Below are 14,504 nucleotides of genomic sequence, written 5' to 3' on the forward strand. Positions count from 1 at the left end.
TGGTTTAGCTTACCTTTTTCTGAGCGAGATAATATAGTAATCGCCAATATATTTGAACGGCCAGGAACCTTTTAAGCTATCTTCCCAACCAGTCAATATTTTATAAGCCCGCGGATGTTTTTCGGCAAAACCTTCAATATATGATGGTGGTACTATGGTACATAATCCCTCAACGCCCAGTATATCAAATTCTTGCTTTAGACGTTTTTTTATGTACGACGGATTGTAATAAAAGCAATCAAAATAAACTCCTTCAACATGGGCTTTGCGGCCTTTACTGCTAAAGAACCTGCGGAAAGCCGTTTTGAATTTACCTTTAAATACCAATAAAGTTTCCCAAAGGCAAAACTTTGGTAACACCACTAAAGTCACCATGCCTCCCGGATTTAACAATCCGGCAAATGAACTTAATACTTTATCCAGTTCGCCGGTACAATTGAGGCCCGCGAAATTGGAAAAGATCAAATCGTAAGGACCTTTATTGTTTAACTTCTCAAGCTCTGTGTAGGAACAAAGCTCATTGCTTACCAAATGCTGTACTCCATGTTTTGCTACCTTTTCACGTAATTGCTGCTGCATCCCTTTTGAAATATCCGTGGCATGGGTTTTGAAACCTTCCTTTGCAAAAAACAGCGCATCCTCACCGGTGCCACTGTTCAGTTCCAGGATACTGCCGCCGGATTTAAGATATTTCAAAATATGATCGCGCACCCGTTTGCGTTTGTAACCGATAATGGTATCGCCCGAATACAAGTCATCAAAAATTACCGATTGGTTGCTGAACGCGGCTTCGGCAAATTGCTCATTTATATGTGGTGCAGCTCCGGTCATATCGCCTTTTCAAATTTTTCCAGCTTTAGTTTTTCAAAATAGGTAAGCGGCGCATAATAAAACACAGATAATGCCTTTTTTATACTGTTTGCCGAACTTCCGAACGGATCTTTAAGCAACTTTTGCAAACTGTTTTTAGCCAGGTGCTTGTGATAGTTACGGTGTACATATTTATGCAATTGCTTATAGTAATAAGCCGGATAGGTATTCTTGAACATCAGGGCCATTTCGTCGGAATCTGTCCAGTTGGTTTTCTTCTTCAACTCGGTTTTAACACGCTCATAAAAACCAGTACCGGGCAGCGGGTATGACACTGATATACCTATCTCATAGGGAAGTAACTGATTGATCATATCAATGGTAAGCGTGATATCATCACGGGTTTCTTCCGGGTAACCAAATTGGATAAAAAACGATGGTTTAATTCCATGCGCCTTCATGAGGTGCGTGGCAGTGTGGATCTGGTTGATAGTAATGCCTTTATCCATGGCATCAAGTACTTTCTGCGACCCACTTTCGGCGCCTATCCATACATTTTCACAACCGGCTGCAGCCAAAGCCCCTACAGCTTCCTCCTCTGCCAGCAAATCGGCCCGCGACTGGATCTTGAAACGGATCCTGATACCTTCCTGCCCCAATAGGTTGGCAAATTCCTGCACCCAACCCGGTTTCAGCCCGAAGATATCATCACAAAACCAGATATGGTCCATCCCATATCTTTCTTTCAGCATTTTGATCTCACTCACGATATATTGCGGGCTGTGCGAGTTGTACCGGTTGCCATAAATTGGTTTGGCGCACCAGTTACATTTAAAAGGACAACCACGGGTAGTAACCACGTTAATTGAAAAATAGCCCGCGTTCTTCATCCACATTTCCCGGTAGCTGTCCATATTTACCAGGTCCCACGCTGGCATTGGCAAGCTATCCAGTTCCTTCAACACGCCGCGGGCTGGTGTTTTAACGATCTCGCTGCCGTTCATATAAGCTAATCCTTTTACGGCAAAATGATCGGTGCTACCATTTTTGATATGCTCGGTAAGCTCAACAAGGGTTTGCTCAGCTTCGCCAAGGATAACAAAATCGGCACCCGCGGCCAGATAGGCCGCATATCTGTCAGTCGAATCCGAGCTTGAAACAATTACCGTGCAGCCTCTTTCCTTCGCCAGTTTAGCCATTTTAAAAGCGGCTTCGCGCATGTTGGTGAGGCACATTTTGGTGAGGTAGTTGAACCCATCATCATAAATCACAAAAAAATTGGGTTTATTCTGCTCAATGACCTGTATTACCTCATCGGGGTTACTTACAAACATGGTATCAAACAGGCTTACGTTATAGCCATGTTGGCGCATTAAAGCAGCAGCATATATAGTTCCGAGCGGTGCATAAGGCTGGCCTATGCCCCATTGCTTGGGATCAAACCGTAAAAAGTAAGAATGTGTAAACAGTATATTGTTCATACGTTTTTTAAACCCTTTGTTTTAACTCCCCTCTTGAGAGGGGGCGCGTAGGGCGGTGTGGCTGCTGGGGTGTGTTTCTGCGCTGGTTATATCTTATAAATAACACACCTCTCCACCCCTCTCAAGAGAGGGGAATCGCACCGCCCTGCGCTTTTTTTATAGTTATTTTCCTTATCAATCCAACCTCGCCAAAGGCGATAAATTAAGTGAGCATACACACTTCATACAAGTAGGGTCATTAGCCATATCCAGTGTTTTACGAAATTTGATCGCTTCTTTGCTATTCAAAATATCCTCCAACCTATTATCCCGAATGTTACCTATCGCCTCATGAAAAAAACATGGACGAACCACACCATCAGCCTCAATCACTGCCGACACCCACGGCGCATTGCACTTTTTAAAGGGAAACGCATTATGGCCATAAAAAGCAGCATAGTAACCATAAATATCCTGGATCTTAGCAGGTGATTCGGCTACGAACCTGGCGGTAAAATCACTTTTATTGGCAAGCACCTGGTTTACTATCTCCTGAAACTCGGCAAGTTCATTTTCGGTTGGCAATATCTCATGTTGCCGGGGTTCGGCCCAGGCGGTTTGGCGGTTAAAGGCATGGCTGCTAACATCAGCAGGTAAAAAGCTTACCTGGTCTATACCCATCTGCCTTGCTGCTTCAATAATGGCCGGCCAATTCCTGTAATTTAACCTGTGAATCACTGTACGGGCAGTAATGCGATATTGGGGTTCGAGAGATTTGATATACTCCACTCCTTCCTTTAGTTTCCTGAATGCCCCCGGCACATTTCGAATAGCATCATGCAACGGCTCATCACCATCTAAGGAAACAATCAAATCATCAACCCATCTTAAAATATCAAAAGCGTTTTTCCTGATAGACAGACCGGTCGACAGCAATGTGACCTTGATCTTTTCGGCACGCAAAATTTCGCATAGCTTGAAAAAATTAGTATTCAACAAGGCCTCTCCACCCGACATCAGCACCTGTTTGGTACCAAATTTTCGTAAAGCGCCTAACAGATCCGTTACATCGGCTTCGGTAAGCTGTTTCAGATTTTTGTTATCCTTCCAGATATCACACATTACACATCGGCAGTTACAGGCGCTATGCGGCATCAGGATTACGATAGGAAGTGCAGCAATGCGGTGCGTTTGCAGTGTGCGGAAACGCTGAAAAGTATGATATAATGATTGACCTGTCATCTGCATCAATTAAAATCCCTGAATTTCTGGCTGTCTGTAGCGCCAAACCTTTTGTAACAGTTTTATCTCGTAAGGATACCGGTACATACTGGCCTTATAGCGCATAGTAGCTACCAGTTTAATAGCCATACGTTTTATCATATTCAGCCTGATATCGGTTACTGTTGGATACACCCCGTTCAGTACCGTTTCAAAATTCCTGATCTTATCTATCATCTCAGGCGTAAGCCAGGGTGTAAGCGGGTTTTTACGAAGATCAAAGGCTTCCCATGCCGGGCTGATCCAGTCTTCCAGCGTTTCCGGAAAGCGAAAACCGCTTTTCATTACCTGTTTAAACAGTTCCGAGCCTTCGGTTGGCACGGGGCTATAGGTATAGATCACGATCTCTGTTTTGGGGTTAACAGCTTTTACCTTTTTGATAAAATCTATCTCAAAATCAATTTGCGATTGTACCTGTTCCTGCGTCGGAGCCGGCGTGCCGAGCACAAATGAATATTCGGGAATGATGTCAAATTTCTTCAGGCGCTCAGCAAATTCAATGATCTGATCACCGGTTTGGGTGCCACCTTTGTCCATTTGCTCCAAAATAGCATTGTTGCCGCTCTCTGCCCCAAAGAAGATTATCTTACACCCCGATTCGCGAATAGCTGCCAGCGACGAATCCTTGAACTTCGACATGGTATCAATGCGGGCCATGCCCCACCAGGTCATGTTTTCGGGTTTTATCAACCGGGCAAATTCAACCGCCCGTTTTTCTGATACAAAAAAGTTATTATCATGAAACTCAATAGCATCGGCGCCCCATTTGTCTTTGATATATTTTACATCATTATAAACATTCTGAGCTGATTTTGCCTTCCACCTCGCTTCATAAATTGGCACCACCGCACAGAAAGAGCAGGTAAACGGGCAACCGATACTGGAATGATAAGCCATCGTTTTTTCGCCCAGATAGGTTTTACCCAGAAACTTGGTGATGGGGTAAAAAGTATTCAGCTTGTCGTAGGGCAACGCCGGCAGGCTGTCCTGATCTAAAAGGTCTTCTTTAGCCGTTTTGATGATCTTGCCATCCGTTGCTTTATAAATGAGGTTACGGATAAACTCATAAGGCTCATTCTTTTCCAAAGCATCAATTAAAGCCGGGAAGGCATGATCGCCGGGCCCATTGATAATAAAATCAACGTAGCCCGAATATAAAACCGCGTTAGGTTGATTTGACGGAAAATATCCGCCCCAGATCATTTTAGTATCAGGATATTTTTGTTTGATAATTTTTGCCGCGATAATGGCCTGTCTTAACTGCGGCCCGGGCATCACCGTAAAACCAAAGTACTTAAATTCGCCCGTGCTCAAATAGCTATCTATCTTAACCATCGGGTCGTGCTCACAATTGCCGTCAACAATTACCCAATCATATTTTCCATCAACCGAGGCCGCGATATTGAGTATCGAATTAGGTATGCGATACTTGTTATTAGCGCTACGCGGGTTAAACAATAATATTTTGTTCATCTGTTAGTATCAATACTTTGCTTTCACTTTCAATCCCCCGGCAATGGGTTTATTTTTTAATTTAAGCGACCAGTAAAGCACCCCTGCCAGTACAAAGCCAACATTTCAAATAAAACCCATTGCCTAACTCAATCACAAATGCGGGGGATTGCCCATACAACAATTATCTCTGAGCCTCTGCACAATTGCTTCTACATTAATAAATACGCCCCGCTTTTCGCTCTGGTTGCCTGAGTTTATAAATAAAATAGCTGGCAACCATTATTATTTACCAGCCGTAATTGCTGATATAAGGTTATTAATTAAACACCCCGAAACAGTGATCCAAACCGTAAAAAACTATATTAAGCAACGCTTTTTTCCGCCCAATATCCTCGAGAAAAGTTCGGTGGATGCCTATGATATCTGGGCTGAGAATTATGATGCGCAGCCCGGCAACCTCATGCTTGACCTTGATGAGATGTTATTCCCCCGTTTGGTTACCGGGACAATCATCACCGGTAAAAATATAGCCGATATCGGCTGTGGTACAGGGAGGCACTGGGAAAAGTTATTTGCGCTGAACCCCAAAAAACTAACCGGGTTTGATACCTCGGGCGGCATGCTGGCGCGCTTACAGCAAAAATTTCCTTCGGCTAATATTTACCGCATTACTGATGATCTGTTTGGCGGTATATCCCCGGGAAGTTTTGACACCATAGTTTCAACGCTTACTGTTGCCCATATTAAAAATATTGAGGCCGCCCTGCAGGCCTGGATGCACATCCTGAAACCTAAGGGCGATATCATCATTACCGATTTCCACCCGCATACGCTGGCCAATGGCGGTAAGCGCACATTTAAACATGGCGATAGTTTTATAGCGGTTGAAAACTATGTGCACCCGGTAAATACCATTAAGAACCTGCTGTTGACCAGGGGTTTCAGACTGGTTGCCGAAGAAGAAATTAAGATAGATGAAAGCATGAAGCATTATTATGCCGATAAAAACGCGCTTCATGTTTATGACAGATATAATGGATTCCCTATTATTTACGGATTGCATTTGAGAAGAACAGATGGTACTGAATAATGTGACGATACCGGGAAACGATGCCGCGGTGAGCATAAGTATAAACGAGGGCAAAATTACACAGGTTGGCCCCTCCGTTGCTTACGACCGCGAACAGCTGACCTTTGTTGACGCCATAACTTTCCCGGGATTGATCAACTCGCACGATCATCTTGATTTTAATCTTTTTCCGCAACTCGGCAATCAAACTTATAAAAGCTATACCGATTGGGGAAAACATATCCACCGTACATATGCCGAAGAAATTTCGTCGATATTAAAAATTCCCGTTGCCCTGCGCGAACGCTGGGGCATTTATAAAAACCTGCTCTGCGGTGTAACCACAGTAGTAAACCACGGCGAAAAAGCTACCATAAATGACCCGCTAATTACCATTTTTGATAATTGCCAAAGCATCCACTCGGTTCAATTTGAAAAAAATTGGAGAAAACGGCTCAATAATCCCCTTAAAATAAACCAACCTGCGGTGATCCATACCGGTGAAGGCACAAACGCTGCAGCCCACGCCGAAATTGATGATCTCATTAAATGGAATTTGTTTAAGCGCAAACTGATAGGTGTACACGGCGTAGCTATGGATGCCCGGCAAGCTAAACATTTTAAAGCATTGATCTGGTGCCCCGAATCCAATTATTTCCTGCTGAATAAAACGGCGGCTGTTGATCAGCTTAAAACAAAAACCCGTATTTTATTCGGTACCGATAGTACGCTTACCGGGTATTGGGACATCTGGTACCACATCCGGTTTGCGCGAAAGACGAAAATGCTTACCGACCATGAACTGTATCATTCATTGACATCGTTGCCAGCGCTAACCTGGAACCTGAATACAGGTAACATTGCCGCCGGACTTGATGCCGACGTAGTTATAGCCAGATCAAACGGTAAAACAAGTTTGCAGGCGTTTTATAATGTAACCCCTGATGATATTTTACTGGTAATGCATAAAGGGCAGATTCTTTTATTTGATGAATCACTTTACCACCAGCTTACCGGCATCATAAACCAAAGCTACAGTAAGCTATTTACCGGCAGGCATTTCAAATATGTACAGGGTGATATCTACGGGTTAATGGCCGAAATAAAACGCTATAAACCCAACGCCAATTTTCCAGTACCTTTTCCCATACAGCCGGCAGCATGAGCATCATTAAAAAAATATGGTCGGGATCAAAGCGCAAAGCAGCTTATTTAAGCGGCGATGCCCGTCATGTTTTAGGCCTGGACAAGACTCTGTATCAAAATGCCCGCGGAAGCCGGATTGTGCTTTATCACAACGTCTGCAAAAGTGATCCGCATAAATTTAACACACTGTTTTTAACCGCCGAAAGGTTTGAAGAACATCTGCAATACTATAAGAAGTACTTCAATGTGGTTTCGCTTGATGATTATTATAAGGGCAATTTCAGCGGTCAAAAATTTAATATAGCCCTTACTTTTGATGACGGACTGGCTAACAACTACCATTATGTATTGCCTTTGCTCACTAAATACCGCATTCCGGCTACATTTTTTGTTACAGCCATCCGCGATGCCGGTTTTGATATTTTATGGAACGATATGCTAAGCATTGCCGGGTATTATGGGCCCGCCAGGTTCACTTATAAAAATGAAACTTATCGTAAAAACAGGAACAACAAATACGTTGATGAAAACGGCACACTTTACGCCGACAAGCTGAGATCGACAGGATTTAACGAAAAAGCTGCGTTAATGAGTTTTCTGGAGCAGCTTACGGGCTTAAGGGCAAACCGGCTGAATGACGATTACTGGTTGCAGATGACTCCTGCACAGATCAAAACCATGTCTGCCTCGGCATTTGCTGCTATTGGCGCGCATAGTTACTACCATAATGATTTGGCACGTATTGGCCCGGCAAGCGCAGCCAGTGAGATGACCATGTGCAAACAATATCTTGAAAACATTACAGGAAAGCCAATCAACAGTTTTGCTTTCCCTTATGGCTCATACAATGAGCAGGTTTTAAAAGATGCTAAAGCAGCCGGTTATACCCAACTGCTTGCCACAGATTTTATTAAACCCGATGACGGGCAGGATAACACCATGCGTGAACGCTTAACCATTAATCCGTTCATATCCATTCCTAACCAGTTAAACGCGATAATAAGGGGGAGATATGCATAACGACGAGTATAGGATAGAACGATTGACAGGGGAGCGACTTGCCGATATGACAAGCCTGCACAAGGCTGTTTATGGCAAAACATTGCCATCAGACTTTTTTTCAAGGAAGTATAACACCGCATTTACCAGCGTAATGTACACCGGCTACCTGGCCTATGCGGGCAATGTACCCGCGGCCTTTTACGGTGTGATCCCCTGTTTTATTGAATGCGATGGTCATCCCGTTTTGGCGGCGCAATCGGCAGATACCATGACCCATCCCGATCACCAGGGTAAAGGATTGTTTATTACACTCGCCCAACGCACCTATGAGCTTTGTCATAAAGAGGGAATCCAAATCCTGTTTGGTTTTCCGAATCAAAACTCCCTGCCGGGCTTTGTAAACAAGCTCAACTGGCAAGTATCGGCACAAATGGAATGTTTCATCATCCCGGTTAAAGCGCTCCCGCTTGAAAGATTGGCAAACAAATTCCCGGTTTTAAACGGATTATATAGGTTTTATGCTAAAAACCTAATTAAAAGGTACGAATCTCCTCAAAAAGGAATAACAAGCTCATTAATTAACGAAGGTTTCTACAGCCTGCACAGAGACAGCAGCTACCTTAGCCATAAAACATATACCGAAAGTTTCACTATAAAAACCGGCAACTCTTCGGTTTGGTTCAGGATTGCCGGAGGTATGGTGATAGGCGACATTGACTTTGTAACTGATGACCTTAGCGATATTATACCCCGGCTCAAAAAAATAGCCGGGCGATTAGGGTTACAAAAACTTCAGTTCCAGGCCGACAAACGATCTGAATTAAATGCGTTTTTAAAACTCCATGCAGAGCCTATCCCCTCGTTCCCTGTAATTGTTAAAGACCTTAGCTCACGAACACCGCTTGATAAATTGGCATTTGCATTTGCTGACATAGACATTTTTTAGATATGATAACTCAACCGATTAAAAAGCTGCTGTTTAACGGGAATCCCGTCAAAACCTTCTATATAACTCGCCTGCAACAAAGCCAGATCAGGGAGAAGGTTTTTTTAAACGTTGCAGGCAAAAGTTTGGATATCACCCGCAACAACAGCATGATCTGCCTTGATCCGTTTTGTATGGCGGCCTGGTTGCCTGCTAATGAAGCGGCCAACCTAAACCCGGCAAATGCGATTATCGAATTTAAAACGAATGGCATGCTGAGCGCTTCTATCAGTGTATCGCTTATTGAAAAAATGGATACAACAAAAGGCAGCCTGCTTTTATTCAGAATAGACCAGGTAAAAAACCATCAGCTTAATGCGTTGAAGCGTGAAATGCTTTTCAGGTATTTTTTACGATCAAAGAAGAATACGTATGATAGCCGCAGGATTGTAAGCGCCCTATACTCCTATCCCCGCAGTATTATCATCGTTTCTTATGCAGATGAGGCGTATTGCAATGTTTTCCCGATGGATATTCATGGCTTTATTGAGGAAGAGGGCATTTACCTGCTGGGCCTGCGTACAACCAATATCACCTTAGATAAGATCCTGAATGCCGGTAAGGTAGTGGTTTGTGATACGGATACAGTTGATATCAACTCGGTTTATAATTTAGGCAAACATTCCAGTACCGCTCCTACCCCTGTTAAAGAGCTGCCTTTTGATACGATTCAAAGTGAAGTATTTGGGTTTCCCGTACCGGCATGTTCGGGTGGCTATAAAGAAATAGAAGTATTTGAGCATAAAAAAATGGGCTACCATATGCTCATGATCGGTAAGGTGATCAACAACAAGGTTATAAAGACCAATCCCGAATCATTATACCATGTAGGTTTTCTACAATTTCAAAACAGTAACTATACCAGTATCGAGGGGCTATTTTAATGAGATACGTTTTTGTAAGCTATAACTATACACCCGAGTTTGATGATCCTAAAGCATGGTTTGTTCGCACGTTAGGCTATACCGGCCTTATGGACCAGCTAAGTAAACGGCATGAGGTAATTAACGTGAAACAGATCAGCTATGAAGGCATTGTTCATCATAATAATATAGCCTATCACTTTGTAAACTTCAGCAAAAAAAAGCTTTATTTTAATTTCAGGCTTAACCTGTATGTCAAGAGTTTAAACCCTGATATTGTGATATTCCACGGACTTCATCAGCCGGTTCAATTGATTCAGCTTGGATTAATGTTAGGTAAGCGCACCCGAATAATAGTTCAAAACCATGCCGAGAAACCTTTCCCCGGCGGTATAAAAAAGAACCTGCAAAAACTGGCAGATAACTATGCTGATGCCTACTTGTTTGCTTCGCATGATATGGGGCTGGAATGGGTAACTGCCGGCAACCTCAAATCACCGGATAAAATACACGAGGTGATGGAAGTTTCCTCTGTATTTTTTCCGATTGACCGTACAGAAGCTATGGCTAAAACAAACGCAAAAGGTAAGCCGGTATTTTTATGGGTGGGTCGGCTAAATGACAACAAAGACCCGCTTAACGTGGTCAGGGCTTTTTTGAAATTTGCCGAAAACGCGCCAGGCGTAAAGCTATACATGATCTATCACACGGAAGAGCTATTGCCCAGGGTAAACGAGTTAATAAATGCCTCGCCAAATAAAGAAGCTATTGAACTGGTTGGTAAAGTACCTCATGCCGACTTGCTCTACTGGTATAACAGCGCGGATTTTATTATCTCCGGGTCCCATTATGAAGGCAGCGGAACTGCAATTTGCGAGGCCATGTCATGCGGGTGTGTGCCGATTGTTACTGATATTTTATCGTTCAGGATGATCACCAATAATGGTGAGTGCGGTACGCTATATGAACCGGGGAATGAAACCGCCTTACTTGAGGTACTCATGCAAACCAGTCAAATGAATGTGGCAGAAAAGCGTCGCCTATCCATTGAATATTATAAACAAAACTTATCATTTGAAGCCATTGCAGAGAGGATTGAAGAGATAGCAGCGAGCCTTTAAATTAAACTTATAAACTAAGAGCGTAGAATTTTGTCTTGCGTTCGTTTTAACGAGCGATGCAATAGCTAACCCATGTTAAGAGGCTGTATCATAAATCGTGATACGGCTTTTTTTTGACTTATTCGGATACTTAACCGACATATTGTTTTCGGTTGACTCTACTGACAAAAAGGGGGTTAACAGGGTTAACACAATTTAGCGCTAATTTTCAATTAAAATATTCATAATAAGATAGTTAAGTGTTTTTTAAACCCAAAAAGCGTTAACCCCCTTTTTATATAAACATTGTCGGCTAAATTTCAATTCATAGGTGACACAACACCAAGGGGCGTCAATTTAATTTATGACACAACCTCAAGGTGGTAAAGACGGGAAAATAATGCTTTAGATACTAAACACATCTTTCATTTTCCTAACATTATCCCTGATATCGTAAACCAATACCGGGTCATTTTCAGTATCAGTACTGTCGAGCACGCTGTGAATAGCCTGCTCAACCCCGGCCATATCATTCACAATATGCCAATTGGCTATATCGGCATCCATAGGCTTAACAAAACTTACCACTTTGGCACCGGCGTAAAGGGCTTCAAGACACACAGAGCCAAAACCTTCATATTCCGACGGGTGAAATAAAACCCTTGAGCGCTGCATCATTTTAAGTACATCGTCATGCTGAAGTTCGCCTGCCAGAGTGATATTATTTTCAAGGTGTTTTGATTTAATCAGGGCTAATAAATTCTCCTTTTCCGGACCGTCACCACAAATTACAGTTTTGATACCGGGGTAACGCTGCTTCAGGATAGCAACAGCTTCAACAAACAGGTGAAACCGCTTTAATGGGATTAATGAACCTGCACCTAAAATATCAATGTCTTTTTCGGTGATTAACTGGTCAAACAATGAAGTGTCAATCCCTACCGGAATGATATTTGCAGGCTTTACCTGATAGTTTTTAGTAAACTCCCGAACAATAAAATCTGACAACGCTATCAATTCCTCCCCTTTTGGTTTTATCCGCTTAGCGTACCTGTTTCCGGCTTTGGCATCCTGCCCCAGCATCCAGCAGCGATGTTTAATATTGTTTGTCCGGGCAAAATAGTGCCCAACAAAAACACATTCGTCAAACCAAAAACTTAACAAGCCCACTATTTCATACTTTTTATTCAGAGCAGATAAAGTTCTCCATACCTTCATCCATGTGTTCAGCCTGAACAGTTTACCGCGCCCCATCCCTCCAAAACTCATGACTTTTACACCATGCCAGTTATATCTGGCTGCAAAAAACGGATATTGAAAACTTAATACAATGATATTCAGCTCCGGATTTTCGGCCTTCAATGCCCGTACAAAAACCTGTTGAGGGGGCAAGCAGGTAGTATCAGCTTCATTTTCGGGAAAACCGGGACTCAGGATAACTAATGTTTTTTTGCGATTATACATTGGGGGATATTACTTTATTACAAATAGCCAAACTGTTTTTGTTATGCGTGATCAGAATGATCATTTTACCCATCCGGGCCAGTTGCTGCAATTTCATTAACAACTCATTTTCGGCATCTGCATCCATCTCACTGAAAGGTTCATCCAATATCAGCAGATCATGATCATGATATAGTGCCCGTGCCAGCATAATCCTTTGACGCTGTCCACCGCTAATATTTTTACCATTTTCAGTAATGACCTTGCCCATGCCTTCATGATATCCGGCAATCAGTTTATTTAATCCACAGAACGCTAATACCTCTTCCACCTTCTGTTCATCGGGCGCCACATCATCAAGTATTATATTTTTAAGAATGGTATCGTATAAAAAAAACGGTTGCTGCTTTACCAGCGAGATATTTTTACGATAAAGCCGGCGCACTGCCGCAGTAGCGTTTTTATTATTAATATAAATCCCTCCTTCAGTTGGTTCTAAAAAGCCCGTCAAAAGATTAATGATAGTTGTTTTCCCCCGGCCCGAATTACCCGAAATGCCTGTAATATCGCCGGGGATTATTTCAAAAAAAAGTTTATCTAAAACAGGTTTATCGGGATAATTAAAACTTACGCCTTCAAATCTCAGCGATATGATGTGTTCATCAATGATTTCATTTAGCTGTGGCTTTTCGTTTTGCCAGATTATCAAATCGGCCAGAATAAACTCATAAGTTTTCATTTGCCCGCTGCTATTCAGGATTTTTACAATACCGGGGATGATCTTATACGCCGCCGCCACAAAAATGCCGATGGTAAGGATGCTAACTATGGGGGTACCGCCGATTAATTTATTTACGGCGATGAGAATAAAAAAGCCCAGCACAGCAAATACTTCCATCAAACGCGATGGCAGGTTTTGCCAGGTTTGCTGCGATGCTATATTATGATTAAGCTGCCGCTGATAGCTAAAAAAACGGCGGCTGAAGAAATCGTTTTTTTGATAGATATTACTCTCCACATAGCCCGACAATGACTCGTTTAAATGCTGAAGCGTTTTTTCACTTACCGTTTTGATCTGCCCCCGGATGGATTTTAGCTTGCTCTTGATAAACCAACCCAAAGCTGCAACGGGCGGCAGCAGTAACACAAACAGCAACACAAACAAAGCCGGATGATATAGCATAATAGCCCCAATGGTAAAAAATATCAATACCGTTTGAGATATTATTTGCTGAAAATTGGTGAGGATATAATGGCTGAATTCGATAGGTTGCTGGCTGATTCGCCGGGTATGTATCGATGAATCAATATGGATAAACTGATCAAAACCTGAATCAAGATAATTTCGGATATTACGCTCGGACAGTCTCGACGCTACCTGATAAAAAAAATGATGCTGCGCGTTCTGGGCAAGGAAACCGATACAATTTTTTATCGCGAAAAGCACCAAAAACACCCCGATAAACCACAATGATTTATCATTGACAAGACTGGCCGGTAAAAAATTATAATTATTATTGATGCCTTGCTGCGTATAAAAATTCACCATTAGCAGCAGCATTGCTAAAAAGGCAACATCCAGCAAGGCTATAGCAATATCCGCAATAATTAACCCGATAAGCCTTCGCTTTTCAGATTGATTAAGGATGAGCAGAATACTTTTTAAAATTTGCTTCAAGTGGGCGATAACAATAAAACCAGGTTCATCGCTGGCTTTATTATTGATTACGTTTTACACAGCTTTAGGGTTGCTTTGCACATTTGGCGTAAGGCGCCCCAGGATACAATTAAAAATGTACTATTCCAATCTGCCACTCCGATAAATTACAAGCATAGTTTAATAATCGTTGTAAAATTGTTAAATTTCGGCTTCGCATTTATATAAAGAAG

12 protein-coding genes are annotated in these 14,504 nt (G+C 42.5%); 6 read left to right on the forward strand and 6 right to left on the reverse strand.

Annotated elements, in window-relative coordinates; translation table 11 throughout:
• Nucleotides 1–9: 9 nt before the first annotated feature.
• The 4 genes from ACEN9X_RS00220 to ACEN9X_RS00235 form a co-directional block, all read right to left on the reverse strand.
• Nucleotides 10–831, reverse strand: coding sequence for a class I SAM-dependent methyltransferase (locus tag ACEN9X_RS00220; protein ID WP_413668489.1), 822 nt, complete (start codon nucleotides 829–831; stop codon nucleotides 10–12).
• On the reverse strand, nucleotides 828–2,291 hold the full coding sequence (locus tag ACEN9X_RS00225; RefSeq protein WP_413668490.1) for a B12-binding domain-containing radical SAM protein: 1,464 nt from the start codon (nucleotides 2,289–2,291) through the stop codon (nucleotides 828–830). The genes ACEN9X_RS00220 and ACEN9X_RS00225 overlap by 4 nt, the downstream gene beginning before the upstream one ends.
• Before the next feature lie 174 nt (nucleotides 2,292–2,465).
• A complete protein-coding gene (locus tag ACEN9X_RS00230; protein ID WP_413668491.1) occupies nucleotides 2,466–3,512 on the reverse strand; it encodes a radical SAM protein in 1,047 nt (348 codons plus the stop codon).
• Between the two features lie 9 nt (nucleotides 3,513–3,521).
• Complete coding sequence (locus tag ACEN9X_RS00235; protein WP_413668492.1) at nucleotides 3,522–5,024, reverse strand: B12-binding domain-containing radical SAM protein; 1,503 nt, start codon at nucleotides 5,022–5,024, stop codon at nucleotides 3,522–3,524.
• A 319-nt stretch (nucleotides 5,025–5,343) separates the two neighbouring features.
• Between ACEN9X_RS00235 and ACEN9X_RS00240 the strand changes: the two genes are divergently transcribed.
• The 6 genes from ACEN9X_RS00240 to ACEN9X_RS00265 are packed head-to-tail and all read left to right on the forward strand — an operon-like array spanning nucleotide 5,344 to nucleotide 11,192.
• Nucleotides 5,344–6,096, forward strand: coding sequence for a class I SAM-dependent methyltransferase (locus ACEN9X_RS00240; protein WP_413668493.1), 753 nt, complete (start codon nucleotides 5,344–5,346; stop codon nucleotides 6,094–6,096).
• The gene (locus ACEN9X_RS00245) at nucleotides 6,083–7,240 is read left to right on the forward strand and encodes an amidohydrolase family protein (protein ID WP_413668494.1); all 1,158 of its coding nucleotides are present in this window, start codon (nucleotides 6,083–6,085) and stop codon (nucleotides 7,238–7,240) included. Before ACEN9X_RS00240 ends, ACEN9X_RS00245 begins: the two co-directional genes overlap by 14 nt.
• Nucleotides 7,237–8,241, forward strand: a complete 1,005-nt coding sequence (locus ACEN9X_RS00250) for a polysaccharide deacetylase family protein (RefSeq protein WP_413668495.1) — start codon at nucleotides 7,237–7,239, stop codon at nucleotides 8,239–8,241. Before ACEN9X_RS00245 ends, ACEN9X_RS00250 begins: the two co-directional genes overlap by 4 nt.
• Nucleotides 8,234–9,169 carry a GNAT family N-acetyltransferase gene (locus ACEN9X_RS00255; protein ID WP_413668496.1) on the forward strand — a complete coding sequence of 312 codons (936 nt, stop codon included), beginning with the start codon at nucleotides 8,234–8,236 and terminating at the stop codon, nucleotides 9,167–9,169. Before ACEN9X_RS00250 ends, ACEN9X_RS00255 begins: the two co-directional genes overlap by 8 nt.
• Nucleotides 9,170–9,171: 2 nt before the next feature.
• Nucleotides 9,172–10,092, forward strand: a complete 921-nt coding sequence (locus tag ACEN9X_RS00260) for a hypothetical protein (protein WP_413668497.1) — start codon at nucleotides 9,172–9,174, stop codon at nucleotides 10,090–10,092.
• Nucleotides 10,092–11,192 carry a glycosyltransferase family 4 protein gene (locus tag ACEN9X_RS00265; protein WP_413668498.1) on the forward strand — a complete coding sequence of 367 codons (1,101 nt, stop codon included), beginning with the start codon at nucleotides 10,092–10,094 and terminating at the stop codon, nucleotides 11,190–11,192. Before ACEN9X_RS00260 ends, ACEN9X_RS00265 begins: the two co-directional genes overlap by 1 nt.
• Before the next feature lie 384 nt (nucleotides 11,193–11,576).
• On the opposite strand, the gene ACEN9X_RS00270 is transcribed toward ACEN9X_RS00265, so the two are convergent.
• Nucleotides 11,577–12,635, reverse strand: coding sequence for a glycosyltransferase (locus tag ACEN9X_RS00270; RefSeq protein WP_413668499.1), 1,059 nt, complete (start codon nucleotides 12,633–12,635; stop codon nucleotides 11,577–11,579).
• The gene (locus ACEN9X_RS00275; RefSeq protein WP_413668500.1) at nucleotides 12,628–14,292 is read right to left on the reverse strand and encodes an ATP-binding cassette domain-containing protein; all 1,665 of its coding nucleotides are present in this window, start codon (nucleotides 14,290–14,292) and stop codon (nucleotides 12,628–12,630) included. The genes ACEN9X_RS00270 and ACEN9X_RS00275 overlap by 8 nt, the downstream gene beginning before the upstream one ends.
• Nucleotides 14,293–14,504: the final 212 nt, after the last annotated feature.

The organism is Mucilaginibacter sp. Mucisp86 (assembly GCF_047324315.1).
Classification (GTDB): Bacteria; Bacteroidota; Bacteroidia; order Sphingobacteriales; family Sphingobacteriaceae; genus Mucilaginibacter.